This window comes from Xanthomonas sp. SS, from assembly GCF_014236835.1.
Taxonomy (GTDB): domain Bacteria; phylum Pseudomonadota; class Gammaproteobacteria; order Xanthomonadales; family Xanthomonadaceae; genus Xanthomonas_A.
Map to the genome: position 1 here is coordinate 4,422,056 of NZ_CP051190.1, position 22,919 is coordinate 4,444,974.

Sequence of the window (22,919 nt, forward strand, 5' to 3'; positions counted from 1 at the left end):
TGTTCCAGTGCACAGATGCGGGAGGCGGCGCTTACATGCCGCGGAACAGACTCATGTACGGCAGGCTGACGGTCAGCACTTCATCGCGGTGGCGCAGCTTCATCCGGCCCTTGCCGGTGTCGTCGCGGACCACCGAGGCCACCGCTTTCAGATTGACGATGGTGGAACGGTGGATCTGCCGGAACGCGGCCGGATCCAGCACGTCCAGCAGTTCGCGCAACGGCGTGCGCAGCAGCGCTTCGCCGTCGCGGGTCAGCACCGTGGTGTACTTGTTGTCGGCCTGGAAATAGATCACGTCGTCGAGCAGGATCAGCCGCGTCTCGCGGCCGCTGTTGGCGGTGATCCAGGCCAGCGGCGGCGGCGCGGTGGGCGATGGCGGGCGCTGTCCCAGGCGTTGCAGCAGCGCATCCAGCACCGCCACGTCCGGCCCCTGCGCGGCGCGCGCCTGCAGCCGCTGCACGGTCGCCTGCAGGCGCTCGCGCACGATCGGCTTGAGCAGGTAGTCCACCGCACCCTGCTCGAACGCATCGATCGCGTACTGGTCGTAGGCGGTGACGAACACCACCTGCGTGCGCGGGCTCAATTCGCCCAGCGCGCGCGCCACCTCGATGCCGCTCAGGCCGGGCATGCGGATGTCCAGGAAGGCCACGTCCGGCTGGTGCTCGGCCAGACGTTCCAGCGCGCTGGCGCCATCCTCGCATTCGGCGACGATGCGCAGCTGCGGCCAGACCTCGCCGAGCAGCCCGACCAATGCGGTGCGCAGCAGTTCCTCGTCTTCGGCGATGACGGCGTCAACCATGACCGGCTCCTGTCGGCGGCGGCGAGGGTGACGACGACGGCGGCGGAGACGGCAAGGTGATGGTCGCGGCCACGCCGCTGGGGAAGTTGGACACGATGGCGAACGTGGCCGCGCCGGCATAGGTCAGGCGCAAGCGCTCGCGCAGGTTCTTCAGGCCGATGCCGGTGCCGCTGGACTGGCTGTTGAAGCCCAGGCCGTCGTCGGCGACGGTGATGGTCACGTGGTCGTCGAACGCGCGGGCCAGGATCCAGACCGTGCCGCCGCCGGGCTTGGGTTCCAGGCCATGCTTGATCGCGTTCTCGACCAGGGTCTGCAGCATCATCGACGGCAGCGGCAGGCTCTTCATCGCCTCCGGCACCTGCAGTTCCAGCTGCAGCCGCGCGCCCATGCGGATCTTGAGGATCTCCAGGTAGGCCTGGGTGCGTTCCAGCTCCTCGCCGAGCGAACTCAGTGCGTCCTCGGCGCTGGGCAGCGAGCGGCGCAGGTACTGGATCAGATAACCGAGCATCAGGTCGGCGCGCGGCGGATCGGTGCGCGCCAGCACCTGCGCGCTGGCCAGCGTGTTGTACAGGAAGTGCGGCTCGACCTGCGCGTGCAGCAGATTCAGCCGCGCCACGGTCAGCTCCTGATCGGTGGCCGCCTGCTTGGCGGCGGCCTGCTCGTCGCGGCGCAGTTCGGCGACGCGGCGCGCCACCGCGCGGCTCAGCGCCTCGGCGTTCTCGTAGTTGCTGCCCTCGTCGACCGCGAACAGGTCGATCCAGGCGCTGGCGTCGGGTTCCAGCAGCAAGGTCAGACTGCTGGTGCCGGCGCCAGGTGCCAGCGTCGCCAGCACCTGGTTGCGCTTCACCGCGAAGCGCGCGGCCAGGTTCCAGCGCGACGGCGTGCGGCCGTTGTACGGGTCGATGCGGCGCACCTTGGCGCGCACCTGCAGGCTGTCGGCGGCGCTCTCGATCTCTTCCACCCGCGGCAGTTCGCGCACCGCCGCAGCGACCAGCGCGAACGCCTCGCCGGTGTCCAGCGGGATCTCGATCTGGCGGCGCTGGCGGCTGGACAGGGTGGCGTTGTCCAGCCGCCCGGCAATCAGCCAGACCCGGCGCAGATGGGTGATGCCGGCGACCAGCGCCGACAGTATCAGCAGCATCGCCAGCAGGCCGAAGAACCAGCCGGGCCGGTTTTCCATGCCGTAGAACAGGCCGCTCCAGACGAAGCCGGCGACGATCACCGCCGCCACCCAGGCGCACAGCAGGCGGAGGATCAGGGACACGCTGGAAAACATGGCGGCGGGGATCGATGACATGGCCGCGAGCATAGCCGCGGCAGCGCAGGCCGCCAGTCCCCTTGCGACAAAACCCTGCAAGTGCGGACGGAACCTCGGATCGGCGGCGCCAAACCGCGGCACCGGCGACGCTTCGGCGTTGCGTCTGCGCGTGCGCCTATCGCGGACCTGCGGAAGCGACGTGGACCTACACGCTCGCTTAGACTTCGGTCGTCACGATCAGGAGCCCGGCATGCACCGACGACATTTCCTGCGCAGCGGCGCACTGGCCGCCGCCACCTTCGGCGCCGGTCCCTTGCTCGCGCAGCCGCGGCGCGACGCCGCGCCGCCGCAGCCGGCGCCGACCCGGCCGATCCTCCCCGCAACGCCCGCTCCCAGCGCTGCCTTCGCGGTGCCGGCGCCGCTGGCGCCGATCCGCGCCAGCGCCGACCGCATCGTCGCGCTGCACGCGTGCACGCGCCCGTTCCGCGCGCAGGGGCCGCGCATCGAGGCCGAGCGCATCGGCCGCAAGACCGTGATCCACAACTACGGCCATGGCGGCAGCGGCTGGTCGCTGTCGTGGGGATCGGCGGCGATCGCCACGCAGCTGGCGCGCGCCACCGGCCAGACCCAGCTGGCGGTGATCGGCTGCGGCGCGATTGGCCTGACCACCGCACTGGTCGCGCAGCGCGCCGGGCTGCGCGTGCGCATCTACGCCAGGGAGCGGCCGCCGGAAGTGCGATCCTCCTTCGCCACCGGGGTGTGGTCGCCGGATTCGCGGGTGTGCACCAGCGCTTACGCCACGCCCGAGTTCGGGCAGCGCTGGGAACGGATGGCGCGCACCTCGTTCGACATGTACCAGAACCTGCTCGGCCTGCCCGGCGACCCGATCGAGTGGCGCGACGGCTATGTGCTGTCGGATGTGCCGTTCGACCAGCCCAGCGGCCATGGCGGCAACGGCGAACCCGACTACCCGCCGCTGGAGGCGCAGTATCTGGCCGACCTCGGCCCGCACTCGCAGCCGCTGGCGGCAGGCCAGCATCCGTTCCGGGTGGCGCATGTGCGCCGCTACACGCAACTGGTGTTCAACATCAGTGCCTATGCGCGGCTGCTGCTGGACGATTTCCTCGCCGCCGGCGGCGAGATCGAAACGCGCGAGTTCGCAAGCCCGCGCCAGTTCACCGACCTGCGCGAGAAGACCCTGGTCAACGCCACCGGTTATGGCGCGCGCGCCCTGCTCGGCGACGACAGCCTGGTGCCGGTGCGCGGACAGACCGCGCGGCTGGTGCCGCAGCCGGAAGTGAACTACGGGCTGGTCTATCGCGGCCACAACCTCAACGTGGTGCCGCGCCGCGACGGCATCCTGGTGCAGGCGCAGGCCGACGGCGATTTCGGCAACCCAGATGCCACTCCGGATCGCGCCGCCTCCGAGGCGGCGGTGGCGCGGCTTGCTACGCTGTTCGCGTAACCGCGATGCCCCGCGCTACAGCCGACTGACGCTGCGGATGCGGATGTCGTCGCTGTCCACGCCGTGCCGCTGCGCCGCCTGCGCGCGCAGTCGTTGCAGCAGGCATTCCGGGTCCAGCGGCGCATCGTCGTCCCAGCTGTGCGCCAGAGTGCCCCAGGCCACGCGCTGACCGAAGCTGTAGGCGTCGTAGTCGGCCAGGTAGTGGCGCGCGGACTCAGGTGCCGACGTGGACATCGCCTTCGTAGCCATTGCAGCCCAGGTGTTCCAGCGCGATCGACAGGGCCAGCGCGTAGCTCTGCGCGCAATAGCCGCCGACCTGCCCCACGCGCTGCCGCGAGGCCGCGCACAGGCAGGGTTCGCGCTGGTCGCAGGCATCGTCGTGCACTTCCACGTACGGCCGGCCGAGGTGCGCGACCGCCGCGGCGGTGGCGGCGCTGTCCGAGCACGCGCCCGGATCCAGCAGCAGCATTTCCACCGCCGCCGCGTCGGCCTGGGCCAGCGCCTGCAGCAGTTCGCTCTCGCTGGCGCAGCCGCGCACCGCCAGGGTCTTGCCGGCACGGCCGGCATGCTCGAGCAATTGCCGCATCACCCGCGGCGCGATGCGCGCCGGGCGGCCGCGATGGCCGGCCACGCAGTCCGGGCCGCGCAACAACAGGATCGACATGGCGGCGCCCTCAGTTGGCCAGCGCCGCGCGCGCGCCGAGATGGCGCGCGGCCACGCCCAGCGCGATCGCGTAGCTGTCGGCGAGCGCACCATTGGCGATCACCGTCAGCAGCGGCATGTGGCGCGGATGCAGCAGCGGCTCCAGCGCCTGCGCGCTGGCGTCGTGCACTTCGATGTAGGGATGGCCGAGCGTATCGAGCGCATCGCGCAGCTGCGCGCCGTGATCGGCCAGGTCCGCGGCCGGCAGCTCGCCGGAGTCAAGCAGCACCAGTTCGGTCTCGTCGTGCGCGCCCTGCTGCAGCCGCGCCACGATCTGCGCCGCATCGGCGCAGGCCACCGGCACCACGCGGGCACCGGACGCGCCGGCCAGGCAACGAGCCACGGCAATGGCCGGCGCATCGCGGTGCGGGCCTTGGATCACCAGAATCGACATGGAACACATCCAACGGAAAGGACGCTGCAGACTCTAGGCCTGTGCCGCGTAAGCGCGCCATTGCGGTAGGCAGCTGGGGCGTAAAGCTTGCGTAAGAACTGCCGGGATTGGGAATTCGGGATTCGGGATTCGGGATTGGGAAAATCCAAGCCGGTAGCGCCCCGCCTCGCGACCATCGCCTTTACGAATCCCGCAATCCCCAATCCCGAATCCCGGAAGTGCGGCGCCGCCGCGCATCTGCGATCATCCCCGGTTTCCCGCTGCCGACGCCGCCAGGAACCTTCCATGACCCAAACCGCCTTGCGCCGCGATGTCGGCCCGTTCGCCCTGATGCTGACCGGCCTGGGTTCGATCATCGGCTCCGGCTGGCTGTTCGGCGCCTGGCGCGCGGCCGGGCTGGCCGGTCCCGGCGCGGTCTGGGCCTGGCTGCTGGGCGCGGCGATCGTCACCACCATCGCCCTGGCCTATGCCGAACTGGGCGCGATGTTCCCCGAGTCCGGCGGCATGGTCCGCTACAGCCACTACTCGCACGGCTCGCTGGTCGGCTTCATCGCCGGCTGGGCCAACTGGATCGCGATCGTGTCGGTGATCCCGGTCGAGGCCGAGGCCTCGGTGCAGTACATGGCCTCGTGGCCGTGGCAGTGGGCGCAGGATCTGTACGTGCAGCAGCCCGGCGGCGCCGGCGAGCTGTCGGTGCCGGGCCTGTACATCGCCGCGGCGCTGGTGCTGGTGTATTTCCTGCTGAACTTCTGGAGCGTGAAGCTGTTCGCGCGCTCCAACAGCCTGATCACCGTGTTCAAGCTGGTGGTGCCGGCGCTGACCGGCGTGGCGCTGATCGCCAGCGGTTTCCACAGCGAGAACTTCAGCGTCGGCCTGCATGGCGGCACGCATACGATCGATTTCGCCGCGGTGCTGACCGCGGTGGCCACCGCCGGCATCGTGTTCAGCTTCAACGGCTTCCAGAGCCCGGTGAACCTGGCCGGCGAAGCGCGCGATCCCGGGCGCAGCATCCCGTTCGCGGTGCTCGGCTCGATCGCGCTGGCCACGGTGATCTACCTGATCCTGCAGGTGGCCTACATCGGTTCGGTGCCGCCGGAGCTGCTGGCCAAGGCCGGTTGGCACGGCATCGACTTCCGCTCGCCGTTCGCGCAGCTGGCGATCATCGTCAACCTGCACTGGCTGGCGATGCTGCTGTACGTGGACGCCTTCGTCAGCCCCAGCGGCACCGGCATCACCTACACCGCGACCACCGCGCGGATGATCTACGGCATGGAGAAGAACGGCACCTTGCCGAAGGTGCTGGGCAAGCTGCATCCGCACTGGGGCGTGCCGCGCCCGGCAATGTTCTTCAATCTGGCGGTGTCCTACCTGTTCCTGTTCTTCTTCCGCGGCTGGGGCACGTTGGCGGCGGTGATCTCGGTGGCCACGATCATCTCCTACCTGACCGGCCCGATCAGCGCGATGGCGCTGCGCCGCCACGCCCCGGACATGCACCGTCCGCTGCGCATCTTCGGCCTGCCGGTACTGGCCGCCACCGCCTTCGTGCTGGCCACCGAGCTGCTGTACTGGGCGCGCTGGCCGCTGACCGGCGAAATCATCCTGCTGATGCTGGTGGCGCTGCCGGTGTACGCGTATTACCAGCACCGCCAGGGCTGGAAGGATTTCGGCAAGCACCTGCGCGGCGCCAGCTGGCTGATCGCGTACCTGCCGACCATCGCGCTGCTGTCGTGGGCCGGCAGCACCACCTTCGGCGGGCATGGCTACCTGTCCTACGGCCCGGACCTGATCGTGGTCGGCGTGGTCGCACTGTGCTTCTACTTCTGGGGCGTGCGCGCCGGCTGGCGCACGCCGTCGCTGCAGCAAGCCAGCGCCGGCTGAGGCCGGCGCCGGCGCGGGGTCAACGCAGCGCCTGCAGCAGGCGCGAGACCAGCGTGGCGCCGACGAATCCCGGCAGGCTGCACAGCAACGCCATGCTGAAGGTCTCGATGGCATCGCGCTGCGTGCTCAGCACCGCGAACGCGATGCCGAGGCAGATCAGGGACGACAGAAATCCCACCAGGCCGATCCGCGCATGCGCGCGCCAGCCGCGCAATCGTGGCCAGTACCACGCGGCGATCGCGCCGGTCAGCAAGGCCGGCAACGCGCCGAACAGGTAGGACACCAGCGCGATCGCCAGCGCGGCCAGCAGCGCATTGCCGAACGGCAGGCTGCCCCCCACCGATCCGATCAGCAGCAACGGCGCCGCCACCAAGAACGTGCCCAGCGGCGGACCGGCGATCAGGAACGCCAACACCACGCCGGTGCGCACCAGGCCCGGATGCAATGGATCGATGGCATCGGCGGTGGCGGCCCGATCGTCGCCTTGCGGCATATCGGTGCCGGGCGCCTGCGCCGGTGCCGTCGGCGCGGCAGAGACGGTATCGGTATCGGATGGATCGTCGGTCGTCATGGATCAGTGCCGTTTAGGGTCATTTGGTTCGTCGTTGCGGTAGGGGTGCGCGCGCTACGCGGCGACCGCGCGACCGGGAATGCCGATCATCACTATCGGCAGGCGGCGCAGCGGCGGGCGACGATCCCGGCGATCAGTCCAGACGAATACGATGCCTGTAAAGGCGCGGACGGCAGCGATGCGGCTATGTCGATTCGGGCATGCGTGCAGGCACCGGTGTCCCGCCACGCAGCGCCTGCAGCAAACGCGAAACCAGCGTGGCGCCGACGAACCCCGCCAGCGCGCACAGGGCCAGGGCGATGGCGACCTCGTTGGCGGGCGGCGGCGGGCGGCGCAGCAGCGCGATCGCCGCGCCGACGCAGATCGCCGACAGCAGCGCGGCGGCCAGGCCCAGCCGCAGATGCGCGCGCCAGCCGCGCAGGCGTGGCCAAAACCATGCGGCCAGCAGGCCGGTCAGCAGGGCCGGCAACGCGCCGAACACATAGGAAAACAGCGCCATCAGCAGGGCCAGCAACAGGCTACTGACGGAGGGGCCTTCTCCCGACCACACGATGGCCACCGGAAAGCCGACCACGGCCGTGCCCAGCGGCGGGCCGGCGATCAGGAACGCCAGCACCACGCCGGTGCGCACCAGGCCAGGATGCAGCGGATCGATCACGTCTGCCGCGCCGGGATCGGCGACGGCGGCCTCGACCGCCGTCGGCCACGACGATGCTGCGTCGTCCTGCAGCCGCGCCACCGGCACGGCGTCCGGCGGCTCGGTCGTCATGGCTCAGCCCCGGCCTATTGCCGCTGCGCCGTGCTGGCGTCGCGGGTGGCACGGAACTCAGAGTCGCTGCTCCAGTTCGGCCATTGCGGCGAGTTGGCCAGCTCGCTGCCCAGCGTGTACAGCACCTGCAGGTCGCGCGCGGCGCCGGCGAAGGTCCAGCTCGGCAGCCATTCGTCGCCGGGCTGGTGGTAGCGCTTGGCGGTGTAGTCGTCGGAGGCCGCCTTGCCGGCCTTGATCCCGCCGTCCACCCAGTCCTGCCCGGCCGCGAACGACAGCGCCGGCACGCCGCGCTTGGCGAAGGAGAAGTGGTCGGAGCGGAAGAAGTAGCCGGCTTCCGGCTTCGGGTCCGGCGTATAGCGCAGGTCCCAGCGCTTGGCGACCGTCTTCAGATCCTCGAGCAGGTCCAGCTTGGCGGTGCCGTAGATGCCGAAATCGCGCGACGGGCCGAACGGGCTCATGCCGTCCATGTTGATCACCGCCACCGTGCGCGCCAGCGGGTACAGCGGCTTGGACGCGTAGTACTCCGAGCCGAGCAGGCCCTTCTCCTCGGCGGTGACCGCCAGGAACACCAGCGAGCGCTGCGGCGCCGGACCCTTGGCGAACACGCGGCCCAGTTCCAGCAGCGCGGCGGTGCCGCTGGCGTTGTCCAGCGCGCCGTTGAAGATGCGGTCGCCGTTGGCGTCGGGCGCGCCCACGCCGATGTGGTCCCAGTGCGCGGTGTAGATCACGCTGTCGTCCGGATGGGTGCTGCCGGGCAGCCGCGCGACCACGTTGTGCGAGGTGATGACCTCCGACTTCACCGCATAGTCGGCATGCAGGCGCTCGCCCTTCAGTTCCACCGGCTTGAAGTCGCGCGATTGCGCCTGCTTCTTCAACGCCTCGAAATCCAGCCCGGCGCGCTTGAACAGGTCCACCGCCAGGTCGCGCTGGATCCAGCCTTCGAGCGTGGGATGGGCGGCCTTGGGATCGTCGCGGACCACGTCGAACATGCTGTTGGTGTTGGAGCTGGCCACCGTGGCCCAGCCGTAGGAGGCCGGGGCGGTCTCGTGCACGATCAGCACGCCGGCCGCGCCCTGCCGCGCGCCCTCTTCGTACTTGTAGGTCCAGCGGCCGTAGTAGGTCATGCCCTTGCCGTCGAACGCGCCCTTGCCGGTCTCGAAGTCCGGATCGTTGATCAGCACCACCGCGATCTTGCCCTTCAGATCCACGCCCTTGAAGTCGTCCCAGTCGCGCTCCGGCGCCTTGACCCCGTAGCCGACGAACACCAGCGGCGCGGCGTCGATGGCGACCTGGGTGCTGCCGTCGAGCGCGGCGCGCACGGCGATCTGCTGGCCCTGGGTCAGCGCCTGGCGCTTGCCGCCGGCCTCGACCGCCACCTGCGGGGTGCCGACGATGTCGGCGCGGCGCAGCGGCACCGCCTGCGTCCACAGGCGCTTGCCGTCGCGCAGGTCGCCGCCCGGCTGCAGGCCCGCGGCCTGGAACTGCGCGCTGAGGTAGGCCACGGTCTTGTCCTCGCCCGGCGTGGCCGGCGCGCGGCCTTCGTACGCGTCGGAGGACAGCGTCTTGACGTCGGCGGAAATGCGCTTGGTGTCGAAACTCGGTGCGGACGGCGGCGCCGCCATCAGTGCGCCGGAAATCGCCAGCGCCAGCATGCCCATGATCGGTCGCTTCACTCTTGCCCCTTGGATGGATGTACCCGCCCGAGTGTAGCGACGCCCGCGACGGGCGGCCAAGCGGGGCCTGCACCGACCAGAAAGACGTGACGCACTGCTCATATTGCCATCTGCGCGTGCTCTAATCGCCGCGCTCGCCAAGCGCATCGCAGCGTCCGTGGACAAGCCGCCCTTCTGTGCCGGCAATCACGACGCCCGCCACATCGGCTGCCGATGATGGTCGCCATGCGCCCCGCCTGCGCCCCCACCTTTGGCCGCCCGTCTTGGGCCGGCCGTTTTCGGAGATAGAGAGATGTCGACGTCGAAAAAATCCCGCATCACCCGCTGCCTGCTGGCCGCGGCGCTGTTGGCGGCCAGCGGTTCGGCCTGGAGCTATGCCATCAATGGCGGCAAGGTGGTGGACGACAGCGGCAACGCGGTGCAGCTGCGCGGCGTCAACTGGTTCGGCTTCGAGACCAACGTGCACAGCGTGCACGGCCTGTGGGCGCGCAACTGGAAGGACATGATCACGCAGATGCAGGGCCTGGGCTTCAACGCCGTGCGCCTGCCGTTCTGCCCGCAGACCTTGAACGGCACCGCGCCGAGCAGCATCGACTACGGCCTCAATCCGGATCTGCAGGGCCTGAGCGCGCTGCAGGTGATGGACAAGGTGATCAACGAACTCAGCAGCCGCGGCATGTACGTGCTGCTCGATCACCACACGCCGGACTGCAACGCGATTTCCGAGCTGTGGTACACCTCCTCCTACAGCGAGCAGCAGTGGCTCAACGACCTGACCTTCGTCGCCAAGCGCTACGCCAGCGTGCCTGGCGTGATCGGCCTGGACCTGAAGAACGAGCCGCACGGCGCGGCCACCTGGGGCAGCGGCAACGCCGCCACCGACTGGAACAAGGCCGCCGAACGCGCCTCGGCCGCGGTGCTGAAGGTGGCGCCGAAATGGCTGATCGTGGTCGAAGGCATCGGCGAGAACGCGAACTGCTCCAGCAGCGGCGGCCACTTCTGGGGCGGCAACCTGGAGCCGCTGGCGTGCACCGCGCTGAACATTCCTGCCAACCGCTTGTTGCTGGCGCCGCACGTGTACGGCCCGGACGTGTTCATGCAGCCCTACTTCAGCGCCTCCAATTTCCCGGCCAACATGCCGGCGATCTGGGAGCAGCACTTCGGCAAGTTCGTGCAGTCCGGCCACGCGCTGATGCTCGGCGAGTTCGGCGGCAAGTACGGCCAGGGCAATGCGCTGGACGTGAAGTGGCAGAACGCGCTGGTCGATTACCTGGTCGGCAAGGGCATCCACAGCGGCTTCTACTGGTCGTGGAATCCCAACAGCGGCGACACCGGCGGCATCCTCAACGACGACTGGAAATCGGTGCGCACCGACAAGGTCACCCTGCTGAAGAAACTGTGGGGCGATTCCAGCGGCTCCACGCCGACGCCTACTCCGACGCCGACGCCCACTCCAACACCCACACCGACGCCGACCCCCACGCCGACTCCCGGCAGCGCCAGCTTCAGCACCAAGACCGTGGTGGACAGCGACTGGAACGCCGGCTATTGCCACCGCGTGCAGGTAACCAACACCGGCAGCGCCAGCGGCAACTGGGCGGTCACGCTTTCGATCAGCGGCACCGTCAACAACCTGTGGAATGCCAGCTGGTCGCAATCCGGCAGCACGCTCAAGGCATCCGGCGTGGACTGGAACAAGACCCTGGCCCCCGGCGCCATGGCCGAATTCGGCTTCTGCGCCGCGCGCTGATCGCGTGCAATGAAATCGTCGCCGCGCCCACCGCGTGGCGACGGCGGCAACGGCAGCGTCGCGCGACGCTGCCGTTCGCGTTTCAGGCCATCGCTCTGTGTCGACGCGCGTGGCGATCCGGATGGCGATCGCTGCGGGAGCGGAGCGGACCCGTGCCGTCTCGAAGCATCTGGCACAACGGGGTTTCTCGTCGGCGCCGATCGCCACTGAAATCGCTCCCAGCGTCCGCCGATCGGCAAAGCCGCGCGGCCAGACATCGCCTCCGTGCCATAAGTCACGTTCCGGGTCCGGCACGTGGCCACTATGCTGGCCGATTCTCCTGATCAGGCCCGGCCCATGCTTCGACCCCTGTCGTTGTTGATTTCCAGCATCCTCACCCTTGGCGTCGGCGCCGCCATCGCACCGGCCAGCGCCGCGCCGCCGGCGCTGGCGGCCAAGGCCACCGTGCCGGAGATCGCCTACACCCGCTTCACCCTGCCCAACGGCCTGACCGTGGTGGTGCACGAAGACCACAAGGCGCCGGTGGTGGCGGTGAGCATCTGGTACCACATCGGCTCCGGCGACGAGCCGGCCGGCAAGACCGGCTTCGCCCATCTGTTCGAGCACCTGATGTTCTCCGGCTCGGAGAACAACAAGGGCACCTATTTCCAGCCGTTCGAAAAGGTCGGCGCCACCGACATGAACGGCACCACCTGGTTCGACCGCACCAACTACTTCGAGACCGTGCCGACCACCGCGCTGGACATGGCGCTGTGGATGGAATCGGACCGCATGGGCCACCTGCTCGGCGCGATCGGGCAGAAGGAACTGGATACCCAGCGCGGCGTGGTGCAGAACGAAAAGCGCCAGGGCGAGAACCGTCCGTACGGGCGCGTGGACGAGAACATCCTGGCCAACATCTTCCCGGCCAACCATCCGTACCAGCACGACACCATCGGCTCGATGGCCGACCTCGACGCGGCCTCGCTGGACGACGTCAAGCAGTGGTTCCACGACAACTACGGCGCCGCCAACACCACCCTGGTGCTGGCCGGCGACATCACCGTGGCCCAGGCCAAGGCCAAGGCCGAGCAGTACTTCGGCGACATCCCCGCCGGCAAGCCGGTGCCGCGCCAGCAGCCGTGGATCACCCCGCTGGCCAGGCAGACCCGCGGCGTGCAGCACGACCATGTCGCGCAGCCGCGCATCTACCGCACCTGGGTGGCGCCGCAGCTGGGCAGCGACGACGCCGTGCAGCTGGACCTGGCCACCACCGTGCTCGGCGGCGGCAAGACCAGCCGCCTGTACCAGCGCCTGGTGTACCGCGACAACCTGGTGGACGACGTCTCGGCCAGCATCCAGCCGTTCGCGCTGGCCAGCCAGCTGCAGATCACTGCCGACGTGAAGGACGGCGTGGACCCGGCCAAGGTCGAGGCCGCCATCGCCGACGAACTGAAGAAATTCCTGGCCGAAGGCCCGAGCGCCGACGAACTGCAGCGCGCCCAGGTCAACTACCGCGCCGGCTTCGTGCGCGGCCTGGAGAAAGTCGGCGGCTTCACCGGCAAGGCCGCGATCCTGGCCGAGGGCCAGGTCTATCGCAAGGATCCGGGCGCCTACAAGCACGACCTGGAGCGCGCGCAGGCGGCCACCGCGGCCAGCGTGCGCAAGGCCGCCGACACCTGGTTCGGCAAGGGCGACTACCTGCTGACCGTGCTGCCGGCCGGCGACGGCTTCGACCCGGTGGCCGAGGACAAGGCGGTCAAGCCGCTGCCCGCGGCCGACGGCAAGCCCGCGCCCACGCTGCCGGCCAAGGCCAGCTACAGCGTCGGCAAGAACCAGGTCGATCGCGCCGCCGGCATCCCGGAGACCACCCAGTTCCCGAGCCTGAGCTTCCCGCAGCTGCAGCGCGGCAAGCTCAAGAACGGCATCGAGGTGGTGCTGGCCGAGCGCCACACCATCCCGGTGACCCAGGTCGAACTGCTGTTCGACGCCGGCTACGCGGCCGACCAGGGCGGCAAGCTCGGCACCGCCAACTTCACCGCGGCGCTGATGAACGAGAGCACCCGCAGCCTGGATTCGGTGGAAGTGGCGCAGCGCCGCCAGCGCCTGGGCGCGATCACCAGCGTGGCGTGCGAGCTGGACAGCTGCGCCGCCTCGCTCGACGCGCTCAACGACCAGTTGCAGCCGTCGCTGGCGCTGTTCGCCGACATCGTGCGCAACCCGGCGTTCAAGGCCGAGGACATCGAGCGCGTCCGCGGCCAGTGGCTGGCCTCCATCGCGCAGGAGAAGACCCAGCCGCAGGGCCTGGCGCTGCGCACCCTGCCGCCGCTGCTGTACGGCCCGCAGCATCCCTACGGCGTGCCGCTCACCGGCAGCGGCACCGAGAAGGCGATCAAGAGCCTGAGCACCAGCGACCTGACCGCGTTCCAGAACGGCTGGCTGCGCCCGGACAACCTGCGCATCCTGGTTGCCGGCGACACCACCCTGGCGCAGATCATCCCGCAGCTGGACGCGGCGTTCGGCGACTGGCAGCCGCCGGCGGCCACGCGCCCGAGCAAGACCCTGTCGCAGGTCGCCGCGCAGCCCAAGCCGCGCGTGTTCCTGATCAACCGCGCCGACGCGCCGCAGTCGCTGATCCTGGCCGGCCTGCTGGCGCCGTCGACCAAGGCACCGAACAACCTCGCCATCGGCGTGGCCAACGGCGCCTTCGGCGGCACCTTCACCTCGCGGTTGAACATGAACCTGCGCGAGGACAAGCGCTGGGCCTACGGCGCCAACAGCTTCATGCTGGATGCGCAGGGCCAGCGCCCGTTCCTGTTCTTCGCCCCGGTGCAGACCGACAAGACCGCCGAGTCGGCCGCCGAGATCCTGAAGGAAGCCAAGGCCGTGGTCGGCGACAAGCCGCTGACCGCCGACGAGATCGCCAAGATCAAGAACCAGCGCATCCGCGCCCTGCCGGGCAGCTTCGAGACCACCGGCGCGGTGCTGGGCGCGGTCGAGAGCATCGTCCAGTACGGACGTCCGGACGACTACGTGCAGACCCTGAAGACGCGCCTGGAAGGCATCGACCAGACCGCGGCGGAAGCGGCGATCAAGGAAATCGTCGCGCCGCAGGCGATGACCTGGGTCATCGTCGGCGACCTCAAGCAGATCGAGGCGCCGGTACGCGCGCTGAAGCTGGGCGAGGTGCAGGTGCTGGACAGCGACGGCCAGCCGGTCAAGGCGAAGGCCAAGGCCGCCGCCAAGCAGTAAGGCGACACGCGCATGGTCGGGAGATCCCGGCCATGCGTTGCAAGGCGGCGTGCGGGCGGATCGCCCGCGATGCCGGAACGTCTTTGCCTCGCGACGCGCGCGCAGTGGTACACACGCTGCCCGATCCCCAGTCTCGCGTTAGAGGCGCGCGCATAAGCGCGTTGCCTGCAGCCGCCATCGTTGCGCGCTGTAAGCATCGGTTGCTCGACATGCAAGCAGTGCAAGGTCGGGACGACGGCAGCGAGCCGGTCCTTGTGGTTTCCGGGAAAGCCGGCTGATCGAGCATCCTCCTAGAAGTAGACTCGCCTCCTGGACGCGGCTGCCGATCGGAGATCGCAATGCTTGAAAACACATTCTCGGATGGCGAAGCGGCCATCACCCCAACGGACCTGGATCACCTGGAATCGGTGATTGGCAGGAAGCTGCCGACTCCCTTCAGGGAGCATTACCTCAAGTACAACGGCGGTATGCCTGAGCGAGCGTATTGGGTCGGCGAAGATGATTACGAGCCGATCGAGATCGCCACTTTCAAACCGATCGCGCATTGCGACTACACGCTGCTGTCCAGCTACCGGTTGATGCTGCAGAAACAGGTTCTGCCCGCACGCCTGCTGCCGTTCGCGAACGACTGCGGCGGCAACTTCTTTTGTCTGGATCTGGACACGGGAGCCGTCAGCTATTTCACCACCGACACCTTCGACAGCGACCTCAGCCCGGAACAGAACCAGGCCCACTCCGAAAGGCCGCTCTGCCAGGATTTCCTCCAGTTCGTCCAAGGGCTGATCGACGAGGAGGATGCGGACGAGGAATGAACCGGGCAGCAAAACGCGCATGGCCGGCAATGTCCTTCACGGCTCTTGGCCGCAGCGCTTGTTATCCCGGAGGCCTGTCCTCGCCTGCCACCGCCGATGCCGACCGCCTCGCCCCGCCGCCGCGCCGACGCCGCACCGCGCATCCGCGTCGGCTGTGCCGGCTGGTCGATCGCCAGCACCCAGCGCGCGCTGGTCGGCGACGGTGCCAGCCAGCTGGAACGTTATGCCACGCGCTTCGATGCGGTCGAGATCAACTCAACGTTCTATCGCGCCCACCGCGCGAGCACCTATCAGCGCTGGGCCGACAGCGTGCCGGCGGATTTCCGCTTCTCGGCCAAGCTGCCGCGCAGCATCACCCACGACGCGCGCCTGTCCGGCGTGGGGCCGCTGTTGCAGGCCTTCCTCGATGAAGTCGGCCACCTCGGCGACAAGCTCGGCTGCCTGCTGGTACAGCTGCCGCCGAGCCTGGCCTTCGATGCGCGCACCGCCGCCACCTTCTTCGCCATGCTGCGCCGCCGCTGGCACGGCGGCATCGCCTGCGAGCCGCGCCACGCCAGCTGGTTCGGCGCACGCGCCGAGGTCCTGTGGCAGCGCCACCGCATTGCCCGCGTCGCCACCGATCCGGCGCTGAACGCCAGCGCCGCGCAGCCCGCCGGCACCGCGACGCCGGCCTATTGGCGCTGGCACGGCGCGCCGCGCATCTACTACAGCGACTACGCCGACGACACGCTGCGCGGCCTGGCCGAACGCGTCGTCGCCGCCACGCCGCACACGGACGAAGCCTGGGTGATCTTTGACAACACCGCGCTCGGCCACGCGCTCGACAACGCCGCCACGCTGCAGGCGCAGCTGCGTGCGCTCGGCGCCGCCGCAGCCGGCTGACCGCCCCGGCGCGCCGTTTGCGGCGACAAGGCCAGACACTCATTCGCCGCCCCTGTAGGAGCGGCTTCAGCCGCGACACATCGTGTCGGCATCCGACACTGCCGCCGATGCAAGGCGCTCCGCTTTCGTGCACCAGCTCGGCAGGCGCATGCCAGCAGCCGACGTCGGCACACTCCGCCGTCCCGCCCGCAGCCGCGGCGTCAAGCCCGACGGGCGGCAGCACCTGATTGGCCCCGCTCTTGCATCGCCTCCGGCATGCCTCCGCAATCCGCTCCGATTCAAGCCCACCGGCGCATGGCCGATATCGCCAGATCGGCCGATGGCATCGCGCCCCAGCCGGACCGCTCCGCGCTTCCAGGTTTCGCCGGCACGCGGCCGCCACAGCCGCCAGTCACCCGCCCCCTCCTTCGGTCGTTTACCATGCCGCACGCATCCTGCTCTGGACCCGAGATGAGCCATGCCGCTCCTCCCTGTTGCACGCCGCTGCTGAGCCTGTCGCTGGGCTTGCTACTGGGCAACTACGACACCGCCTCGGCGCAGCCCGCGCCGGCGCCGATGCAGACCGCGCCGGCGCCGGCGCCGCTGACCCCGGATCTGGCCTACCCCGAGCTGTTCCAGGCCGTGCAGCAGCAGGAATTGTTCGACGACCAGAAGCACTTCGTCGATGCGCTGCCGCTGCGCGACCCGGCCCTGATCAACGCCGACTACCTGGCCCAGCGCCAGCAGCCGGGCTTCGACCTGCGCCGCTTCGTCGCCGCCAACTTCGAGGAATCCGGCCCGGTGCAGACCGAGGCGATCCGCCAGGACACCGGCCTGCGCGAGCACATCGACGCGCTGTGGCCGCTGCTGGTGCGGCGCCAGGTGGACGTGCCGGCGCACAGCAGCCTGCTGTCGCTGCCGCAGCCCTACGTGGTGCCGGGCGGGCGCTTCCGCGAGGTCTACTACTGGGATTCGTACTTCACCATGCTCGGCCTGGTCGAGAGCGGCGAGCGCGAACGCAGCCGGCAGATGCTGGACAACTTCGCCTACCTGATCGACACCTACGGGCACATCCCCAACGGCAACCGCAGCTACTACCTGAGCCGCTCGCAGCCGCCGTTCTTCTCGCACATGGTGCAGTTGCAGGCCAAGGTGGAAGGCGACGCGGCCTATGCGCGCTACCTGCCGCAGCTGCAGAAGGAATACGCGTACTGGATGCAGGGCGCGCAGGCGCTGGCGCCGGGCAGCGCGCAGGCGCACGTGGTGCGGCTGGCCGACGGCAGCCTGCTCAACCGCTACTGGGACGCGCGCGATACGCCGCGCCCGGAAGCCTGGCTGCACGACGTGCGCACCGCGGCCGAAGCCAAGGACCGCCCCGCCGCCGAGGTCTACCGCGACCTGCGCGCCGGCGCCGAGAGCGGCTGGGACTATTCCAGCCGCTGGCTGGGCGACCGCAAGACCCTGGCCACGATCCGCACCACCGCCATCGTCCCGGTCGATCTCAACAGCCTGCTCTACCATCTCGAAACCACCCTGGCCCTGGCCTGCGCCAAGAACCCGGGCGCGGCCGGCTGCGACACCGACTACGCGGCCCTGGCCAGCGCGCGCAAGACCGCGATGGACAAGCACCTGTGGAGCGACGCCGGCTACTACGCCGACTACGACTGGCAACAGCGCAGACTGCGCGACCAGGTCACCGCCGCGGCGCTGTATCCGCTGTTCGTCGGCATCGCCTCGCCGGCGCGCGCCAAGCGCAGCGCCGACACCGTGCAGGCGCAGCTGCTGCGTCCCGGCGGCCTGGCCACCACCCGCCTGCATACCGGCCAGCAATGGGACGAGCCCAACGGCTGGGCGCCGCTGCAGTGGATCGCGGTGGACGGCCTGCGCCGCTATGGCCAGGACGCGCTGGCGCAGCGCATCGGCAGCCGCTTCCTGGCGCGGGTGCAGGCGCTGTTCGCGCAGCAGCACAAGCTGGTGGAGAAGTACGGCGTCGACGCCAAGGCCCAGGGCGGCGGCGGCGGCGAATACGCGCTGCAGGACGGCTTCGGCTGGACCAACGGCGTGACCCTGCTGTTGCTGGACCTGTACGCCAAACCCGCGCCCGCCGCAGCGGTGGCGCCGGCCGCGCAGCAGGCGCGGCAACCGGAGCCGGCCACGCCCTGAGTCGGCGGCCGGCGGGTATGCTGCGATCCTTGCCCATACCAAGGATCGAAAATGAGCGTACGTACCCTGGCCGAATTCCTGTCGGCCTCGCGCGAGAAGGATGCCTCCGCCGACGCGTTCGAACTGGAAAGCCCACACCTGCTGGAAGTGCGCCTGGACGGCCTGGTCTGGGCCAAGGCCGGGGCCATGGTCGCGCGCAAGGGCGCGGTCAAGTTCACCCGCCAGGGCCTGCTGGAACAGGGCCTGGGAAACCTGCTGAAGAAGGCGGTCAGCGGCGAAGGCATGCAGCTGATGAAGATCGAGGGCCAGGGCCGCGTCTACCTGGCCGACGCCGGCAAGAAGATCACCCTGCTGCGCCTGGCCGGCGAGTCGATCTTCGTCAACGGCAACGACGTGCTGGCCATCGAGGCCGGCATCGACAGCCAGATCACCATGATGCGCAGGGTCGCCGGCATGCTCTCCGGCGGCCTGTTCAATGTGCGCCTGAGCGGCCACGGCATCGTCGCCATCACCTCGCACTACGAACCGCTGACGCTGCCGGTCAACGCGCAGAGCGGCCCGGTGTTCACCGACCCCAACGCCACCGTGGCCTGGTCCGGCGGGCTGACCCCGGAGATCGTCGCCGACGTCAGCCTGGGCACGCTGCTCGGGCGCGGCTCCGGCGAGAGCATCCAGCTGCGCTTCGCCGGCGAGGGCTGGGTGGTGGTGCAGCCGTACGAGGAAGTGGCGCTGCAGGCGAAGAGCTGAGGTCGGGCGCCGGAGACCGGCGCCGGCGTCGCCTGGACGCGCTGCTTGGCCGCGGCTCCGGTGAGAGCATCCATCTGCGTTTCGCCAGCGGGAGCTGGGTCATGGTGCAGCCGTACGAAGAAGTGACGCTGCAGGCCACGAGCTGAGGCCGGCCCACCCAGCCAGCCGCGCTTGCCCGTGGAGCGGCTCGGCCTGCCGCATGGCAGCCGTGACGGCGCATCATGCATCCGTGCAATGCCGCTCGTTTCGTTGCTGCGACGGCCGTGCCGTGGCAGCAGCTTGCGGGCAGCGACTTCGCGCTTGCGCGCGCGGCTGCAGCCACGTGCGCAAGCACGCGGCCCGCAAACGCCCGACGCAAACCCGCGCTACTGCGCCGGTGTCTCTGTCTTGATCCCCATCGCCTCGCGGTAGCGCTGGTACAGCGCCATCACCTTGTCGATGTAATCGCGGGTTTCCGCGTAGGGCGGCACGCCGCGGTAGCGCGCCACGGTGCCGATACCGGCGTTGTAGGCGGCCGCGGCCAGGGTGCGGTCGCCCTGGTAGCGGCGCAGCAGCGCCTGCATGTAGCGCGCGCCGCCGGCGATCGACTGGTCGGCGGCGAACGGATCGGCCACGCCGTATTCCTTCGCCACCTCGGGCATCAGCTGCATCACGCCCTGCGCGCCCTTCGGCGACACCGCTGCCGCATCGAAGCCGCTTTCGGCATGCGCGATCGCGCGCAGCCACGGGTCGTCCACGCCGGTGGCGCGCGCCGCGGCGCGGAACTGCTTGGCGTGCATGTTCAACTGCGGCGCGCCGACCTTGCCCAATCCCGGATGCGCCGCCTCGCCCGGCGGAGTGACCGCGGTGAAGCGCAGGTACGGGCGCGACCCCGGCAGGTTGCGCGTGGAATACACCAGGCGCCCGTCCTGCTCGCGCTCGTACAGGGTGCCGCTGAACACGCCCATGCTGCCCCACAGGTTGGGCGTGGCGATCGCGGCATCGTCCAGTTCCTTGGCGGTGCAGCGCGACCCCGGCTCCGGCGCGGTCGCCAGGCTGACCGTGCCGTCGCGCACGCAGCGGTACACCGTGCGCGCCTGCGCCACGGCGACGACGCCGCAGCACAGCAGCAGGCTCAGCAGCGTTCGGGAACAGAACATGGGGTGGCGGACGGAACCGGCGAAGGCGGGCGCGCATCATCGCGCACCGGGCGTCGGCGCGGGTGAGGACCGCCCAGCCCACCCGTTCTGACGCGCGCCGTTGTAGGAGCGGCTTCAGCCGCGACAGGTTGCCGAAGCCGCTGCAGTTCCGGCACCGCTCGTCGCAACTCCAACTCCGCTCGTCGCGACTGAAGTCGCTCCCACAGGAGGCTTGCGGCGAGCTGCCAGGTGAACTGTGGGAGGCACTTCTGTCCCGAATGCCTACGAAATCGGATAGCCCGCCCACTCCGTTCGTCGCGGCTGAAGCCGCTCCTGCAGGAGACTTGCGGCGAGCCAGCCGGGTGCACTGTGGGAGGGACTTCTGTCCCGACTGCTTATCAAATCGGATAGACGGGCCACGCCGTTCGTCGCGGCTGAAGCCGCTCCTACAGGAGACTTGCGGCGAGCCGGCTGGGTGCACTGTGGGAGGGACTTCAGTCCCGACTGCTTTCGAAATCGGATAGCCGGCCCACGCCGCTTGTCGCGGCTGAAGCCGCTCCTACAATGGCGCGCAGCCGGGAAACGCCACCGCCTACGGCGCGCACGCCGCCAGTTTCTGGTCGGCGTACCACAGCGCGCGCCGCGCCAGGTCGTAGGCGCTGTCGGCGGCGCGCGGCAGGGTCTGCTGCGCCAGGACCGGATCGGCGCCGTGGGCCATGGCGTTTTCCACGCGCTGCAGGTCGCCCAGGTTGTCCAGCACCGGCTGCAGCAGGCGGCTGCGCTGCGCCGCCGGACAGGCCGCACGGCGCTGCTCCAGTTCGCCGATCGCCTTGCGGATGCGGCGGCTGGCTTCGCCGTCCAGGCCCGGCGCCTTTTCCAGCGCGATCGGCGCGGCCTTGTAGGCGTCGCCGGTAGCCTCGCTGCCGAGGTCGCCCGGGCGCTCGTGCAGCGCCGGGTCGAAGCGCACGTCCGGCGGCGGCCGCGCCACCGCCGACTGGTGGGTGCTCTTGGGCAGCATCTTCTTCATCGCATCGCCGATGCCCTGCATCGCCACGTCGCCCAGGGTGCCGCTGGTGGCCCAGTCCTTGTCGAAGCGGGTGGGCCGGTAGTCGATCGGGTTCGGACGCTCGAGCAGGCGCTTGGCCTTGGCCAGGTCGCGCGGGTTGGTGGTGCCCGGCGGCGTGCCCTGCGCCTCGGCGAACGGATCCACCGCCACGCCGTCCGGCAGCCGCGCGCTGCCGTCGCGGGTGTACAGCGTGGCGCTCATCGGCGCGGCCTGGGTGGCCACGGGGGCGGCGCTGCGGGTCGGTGGCGGCAGCGGCGCTTGCGCCGCGCGCGCGGCGGCCGGCGCGCGCCGTGCCGCGGCATGCGGCGCGGACGGGGCGGCCTGCGCTTGCGGCGGCGGTGCGGCGACCGGGACCGAGCGCGGCACGAACACCAGCCGCATCGCGTCATCGGCGCGCGGCGGCGCCGCTGCCGGCGCGATCAACAGCAGGCGGCCCAGCAACAGCAGGATCAGCAGGGTGGTGGCTGCCGCGCCCAGGCGCAGCAGCCGGTCTTCCGCAGGCGCAGACGTCACGACGATCGAGATTCCATAGCGAGGTATGCGTCCACCGGAGGATTGTCTCCGGACTCCGCTATGGTGCCGTGAGTTCCTGTGCCGCAACGTGTCGGTCGGCGTCCAACACGGTCATCCACAGCCACGCGCCGCCGGACTGCAGGTGCAAAACCCCTGCCACGCTTGACGCTGCGCCCTATCGCGAGGAAACCGGCTAAGGTGGCCGGCGCTGCTGCGGCGACAGCCGGCGTACAGCCAGCGCGCATCGCTGCCCCTGTTTTTGGAGAACGCCTGTCGTGGAAACGCATCTGCCATGCAACACCCAATGATCCGATGGCTGGGCGCCTGCCTGCTGAGCGCCGCCGCCGCACTGCCGGCCATGGCCGCGCCGTCGCACCTGGACAGCATCACGCAGCGCGGCACGCTGCGCGTGTGCACCACCGGCGACTACCTGCCCTACAGCCTGCTGCGCGCGGACGGCGGCTACGAAGGCATCGACATCGCCCTGGCGCAGTCGCTGGCGGCCAGCCTGGAGGTGCCGGTGACCTGGGTGCCGACGCGCTGGGCGACCTTGCTGCCGGACCTGCTCGCCGATCGCTGCGACATCGCCGTCGGCGGCATCTCGGTATCGCTGCCGCGGCAGCGCCACGCCTGGTTCAGCGCCGTGCTGGACGTGGACGGCAAGATCCCGCTGGTGCGCTGCGCCGACCAGGCACGCTACCGCGACATCGCGCAGATCGATCGCGCCAAGGTGCGGGTGATCGAACCGCGCGGCGGCACCAACGAAGCCTTCGCCCGCCGCGAACTGCCGCAGGCGCGGCTGACCCTGTCCGACGACAACACCGCGATCTTCCGCGAACTGCTCGAAGGCCGCGCCGACGTGATGATCACCGACGCCTCCGAAGCGCGCTTCCAGCAGCGTCGCATGCCCGGCTTGTGCGCGGTGAATCCGCAGCAGCCGCTGCAGTACAGCGAAAAAGCGTTCCTGCTGCCGCGCGACGACATGGCCTGGAAGGCCTACGTGGACCAATGGCTGCACCTGAGCAAGGCCAGCGGCGAATACCGCAAGGCGCAGGCGCCGTGGTTGGGGGATGACGCGGACTAGTTCGCCGCGTGTTGCCGGCAGCCGCATTACGCAGTACCCGCCCCCGCAGCGATGACATCGGTAA

General features: G+C 69.9%; 19 protein-coding genes. 9 read left to right on the top strand and 10 right to left on the bottom strand.

What is annotated here, in order from left to right:
* Positions 1–31: 31 nt before the first annotated feature.
* Together HEP74_RS18615 and HEP74_RS18620 are read right to left on the bottom strand one after the other, a co-directional pair.
* Positions 32–799 (bottom strand): LytR/AlgR family response regulator transcription factor, encoded by a 768-nt coding sequence (locus tag HEP74_RS18615; protein WP_185814124.1) that lies wholly within the window; start codon positions 797–799, stop codon positions 32–34.
* The gene (locus HEP74_RS18620) at positions 792–2,075 is read right to left on the bottom strand and encodes a sensor histidine kinase (protein WP_185816701.1); all 1,284 of its coding nucleotides are present in this window, start codon (positions 2,073–2,075) and stop codon (positions 792–794) included. The genes HEP74_RS18615 and HEP74_RS18620 overlap by 8 nt, the downstream gene beginning before the upstream one ends.
* 232 nt (positions 2,076–2,307) lie before the next feature.
* Between HEP74_RS18620 and HEP74_RS18625 the strand changes: the two genes are divergently transcribed.
* A complete protein-coding gene (locus tag HEP74_RS18625) occupies positions 2,308–3,522 on the top strand; it encodes an FAD-dependent oxidoreductase (protein ID WP_185814125.1) in 1,215 nt (404 codons plus the stop codon).
* A 15-nt stretch (positions 3,523–3,537) separates the two neighbouring features.
* Here HEP74_RS18625 and HEP74_RS18630 read toward each other — a convergent pair whose 3' ends face one another.
* From HEP74_RS18630 to HEP74_RS18640, 3 genes are read right to left on the bottom strand one after another with little or no spacing between them, the layout of a single operon-like run.
* Positions 3,538–3,756, bottom strand: a complete 219-nt coding sequence (locus HEP74_RS18630) for a hypothetical protein (RefSeq protein WP_185814126.1) — start codon at positions 3,754–3,756, stop codon at positions 3,538–3,540.
* Positions 3,737–4,186, bottom strand: coding sequence for a type II 3-dehydroquinate dehydratase (locus tag HEP74_RS18635; protein WP_179568916.1), 450 nt, complete (start codon positions 4,184–4,186; stop codon positions 3,737–3,739). The genes HEP74_RS18630 and HEP74_RS18635 overlap by 20 nt, the downstream gene beginning before the upstream one ends.
* Before the next feature lie 10 nt (positions 4,187–4,196).
* On the bottom strand, positions 4,197–4,619 hold the full coding sequence (locus HEP74_RS18640; protein ID WP_185814127.1) for a hypothetical protein: 423 nt from the start codon (positions 4,617–4,619) through the stop codon (positions 4,197–4,199).
* Between the two features lie 285 nt (positions 4,620–4,904).
* On the opposite strand from HEP74_RS18640, the gene HEP74_RS18645 reads away from it, so the two are divergent.
* Positions 4,905–6,497: an APC family permease gene (locus HEP74_RS18645; RefSeq protein WP_185814128.1), complete on the top strand. Its 1,593-nt coding sequence runs from the start codon at positions 4,905–4,907 to the stop codon at positions 6,495–6,497.
* 19 nt (positions 6,498–6,516) lie between these two features.
* Here the strand turns inward: HEP74_RS18645 and HEP74_RS18650 are convergent, their stop codons facing one another.
* The 3 genes from HEP74_RS18650 to HEP74_RS18660 all read right to left on the bottom strand — a co-directional run bounded on the left by HEP74_RS18650 (position 6,517) and on the right by HEP74_RS18660 (position 9,510).
* Positions 6,517–7,068, bottom strand: a complete 552-nt coding sequence (locus HEP74_RS18650) for a hypothetical protein (RefSeq protein WP_255427788.1) — start codon at positions 7,066–7,068, stop codon at positions 6,517–6,519.
* Positions 7,069–7,252: 184 nt separating this feature from the next.
* Complete coding sequence (locus HEP74_RS18655) at positions 7,253–7,837, bottom strand: hypothetical protein (RefSeq protein WP_255427789.1); 585 nt, start codon at positions 7,835–7,837, stop codon at positions 7,253–7,255.
* Between the two features lie 14 nt (positions 7,838–7,851).
* Complete coding sequence (locus tag HEP74_RS18660; RefSeq protein WP_185814129.1) at positions 7,852–9,510, bottom strand: M28 family metallopeptidase; 1,659 nt, start codon at positions 9,508–9,510, stop codon at positions 7,852–7,854.
* 292 nt (positions 9,511–9,802) lie between these two features.
* Here HEP74_RS18660 and HEP74_RS18665 point away from each other — a divergent pair, with 292 nt between their 5' ends.
* From HEP74_RS18665 to HEP74_RS18690, 6 genes are all read left to right on the top strand, one after another.
* Positions 9,803–11,260, top strand: coding sequence for a glycoside hydrolase family 5 protein (locus HEP74_RS18665; protein ID WP_185814130.1), 1,458 nt, complete (start codon positions 9,803–9,805; stop codon positions 11,258–11,260).
* Between the two features lie 336 nt (positions 11,261–11,596).
* The gene (locus HEP74_RS18670; RefSeq protein ID WP_185814131.1) at positions 11,597–14,491 is read left to right on the top strand and encodes a M16 family metallopeptidase; all 2,895 of its coding nucleotides are present in this window, start codon (positions 11,597–11,599) and stop codon (positions 14,489–14,491) included.
* A 338-nt stretch (positions 14,492–14,829) separates the two neighbouring features.
* Positions 14,830–15,303 (top strand): SMI1/KNR4 family protein, encoded by a 474-nt coding sequence (locus HEP74_RS18675; RefSeq protein WP_185814132.1) that lies wholly within the window; start codon positions 14,830–14,832, stop codon positions 15,301–15,303.
* A 96-nt stretch (positions 15,304–15,399) separates the two neighbouring features.
* On the top strand, positions 15,400–16,185 hold the full coding sequence (locus HEP74_RS18680; RefSeq protein WP_185814133.1) for a DUF72 domain-containing protein: 786 nt from the start codon (positions 15,400–15,402) through the stop codon (positions 16,183–16,185).
* 450 nt (positions 16,186–16,635) lie between these two features.
* On the top strand, positions 16,636–18,327 hold the full coding sequence (gene treA / locus HEP74_RS18685) for an alpha,alpha-trehalase TreA (protein ID WP_185814134.1): 1,692 nt from the start codon (positions 16,636–16,638) through the stop codon (positions 18,325–18,327).
* A 51-nt stretch (positions 18,328–18,378) separates the two neighbouring features.
* Complete coding sequence (locus HEP74_RS18690) at positions 18,379–19,074, top strand: AIM24 family protein (RefSeq protein WP_185814135.1); 696 nt, start codon at positions 18,379–18,381, stop codon at positions 19,072–19,074.
* Between the two features lie 365 nt (positions 19,075–19,439).
* On the opposite strand, the gene HEP74_RS18695 is transcribed toward HEP74_RS18690, so the two are convergent.
* On the bottom strand, positions 19,440–20,213 hold the full coding sequence (locus HEP74_RS18695) for a lytic transglycosylase domain-containing protein (RefSeq protein ID WP_185814136.1): 774 nt from the start codon (positions 20,211–20,213) through the stop codon (positions 19,440–19,442).
* A 571-nt stretch (positions 20,214–20,784) separates the two neighbouring features.
* Positions 20,785–21,687: a hypothetical protein gene (locus HEP74_RS18700; protein WP_524540802.1), complete on the bottom strand. Its 903-nt coding sequence runs from the start codon at positions 21,685–21,687 to the stop codon at positions 20,785–20,787.
* A 388-nt stretch (positions 21,688–22,075) separates the two neighbouring features.
* On the opposite strand from HEP74_RS18700, the gene HEP74_RS18705 reads away from it, so the two are divergent.
* Entirely contained in the window at positions 22,076–22,855 is a 780-nt protein-coding gene (locus HEP74_RS18705; protein ID WP_185814137.1) for a transporter substrate-binding domain-containing protein, read from the top strand.
* Positions 22,856–22,919 lie beyond the last annotated feature (64 nt).

Coding starts and splice junctions, on each gene's coding strand:
- HEP74_RS18665 (WP_185814130.1), top strand. CDS start 9,803: ATGTCGACGTCGAAAAAATCCCGCATCACCCGCTGCCTGCTGGCCGCG.
- HEP74_RS18655 (WP_255427789.1), bottom strand. CDS start 7,837: ATGACGACCGAGCCGCCGGACGCCGTGCCGGTGGCGCGGCTGCAGGAC.
- HEP74_RS18680 (WP_185814133.1), top strand. CDS start 15,400: ATGCCGACCGCCTCGCCCCGCCGCCGCGCCGACGCCGCACCGCGCATC.
- HEP74_RS18625 (WP_185814125.1), top strand. CDS start 2,308: ATGCACCGACGACATTTCCTGCGCAGCGGCGCACTGGCCGCCGCCACC.
- HEP74_RS18670 (WP_185814131.1), top strand. CDS start 11,597: ATGCTTCGACCCCTGTCGTTGTTGATTTCCAGCATCCTCACCCTTGGC.
- HEP74_RS18705 (WP_185814137.1), top strand. CDS start 22,076: ATGATCCGATGGCTGGGCGCCTGCCTGCTGAGCGCCGCCGCCGCACTG.
- treA (WP_185814134.1), top strand. CDS start 16,636: ATGAGCCATGCCGCTCCTCCCTGTTGCACGCCGCTGCTGAGCCTGTCG.
- HEP74_RS18650 (WP_255427788.1), bottom strand. CDS start 7,068: ATGACGACCGACGATCCATCCGATACCGATACCGTCTCTGCCGCGCCG.
- HEP74_RS18620 (WP_185816701.1), bottom strand. CDS start 2,075: ATGTTTTCCAGCGTGTCCCTGATCCTCCGCCTGCTGTGCGCCTGGGTG.
- HEP74_RS18690 (WP_185814135.1), top strand. CDS start 18,379: ATGAGCGTACGTACCCTGGCCGAATTCCTGTCGGCCTCGCGCGAGAAG.
- HEP74_RS18640 (WP_185814127.1), bottom strand. CDS start 4,619: ATGTCGATTCTGGTGATCCAAGGCCCGCACCGCGATGCGCCGGCCATT.
- HEP74_RS18630 (WP_185814126.1), bottom strand. CDS start 3,756: ATGTCCACGTCGGCACCTGAGTCCGCGCGCCACTACCTGGCCGACTAC.
- HEP74_RS18695 (WP_185814136.1), bottom strand. CDS start 20,213: ATGTTCTGTTCCCGAACGCTGCTGAGCCTGCTGCTGTGCTGCGGCGTC.
- HEP74_RS18645 (WP_185814128.1), top strand. CDS start 4,905: ATGACCCAAACCGCCTTGCGCCGCGATGTCGGCCCGTTCGCCCTGATG.
- HEP74_RS18635 (WP_179568916.1), bottom strand. CDS start 4,186: ATGTCGATCCTGTTGTTGCGCGGCCCGGACTGCGTGGCCGGCCATCGC.
- HEP74_RS18675 (WP_185814132.1), top strand. CDS start 14,830: ATGCTTGAAAACACATTCTCGGATGGCGAAGCGGCCATCACCCCAACG.
- HEP74_RS18615 (WP_185814124.1), bottom strand. CDS start 799: ATGGTTGACGCCGTCATCGCCGAAGACGAGGAACTGCTGCGCACCGCA.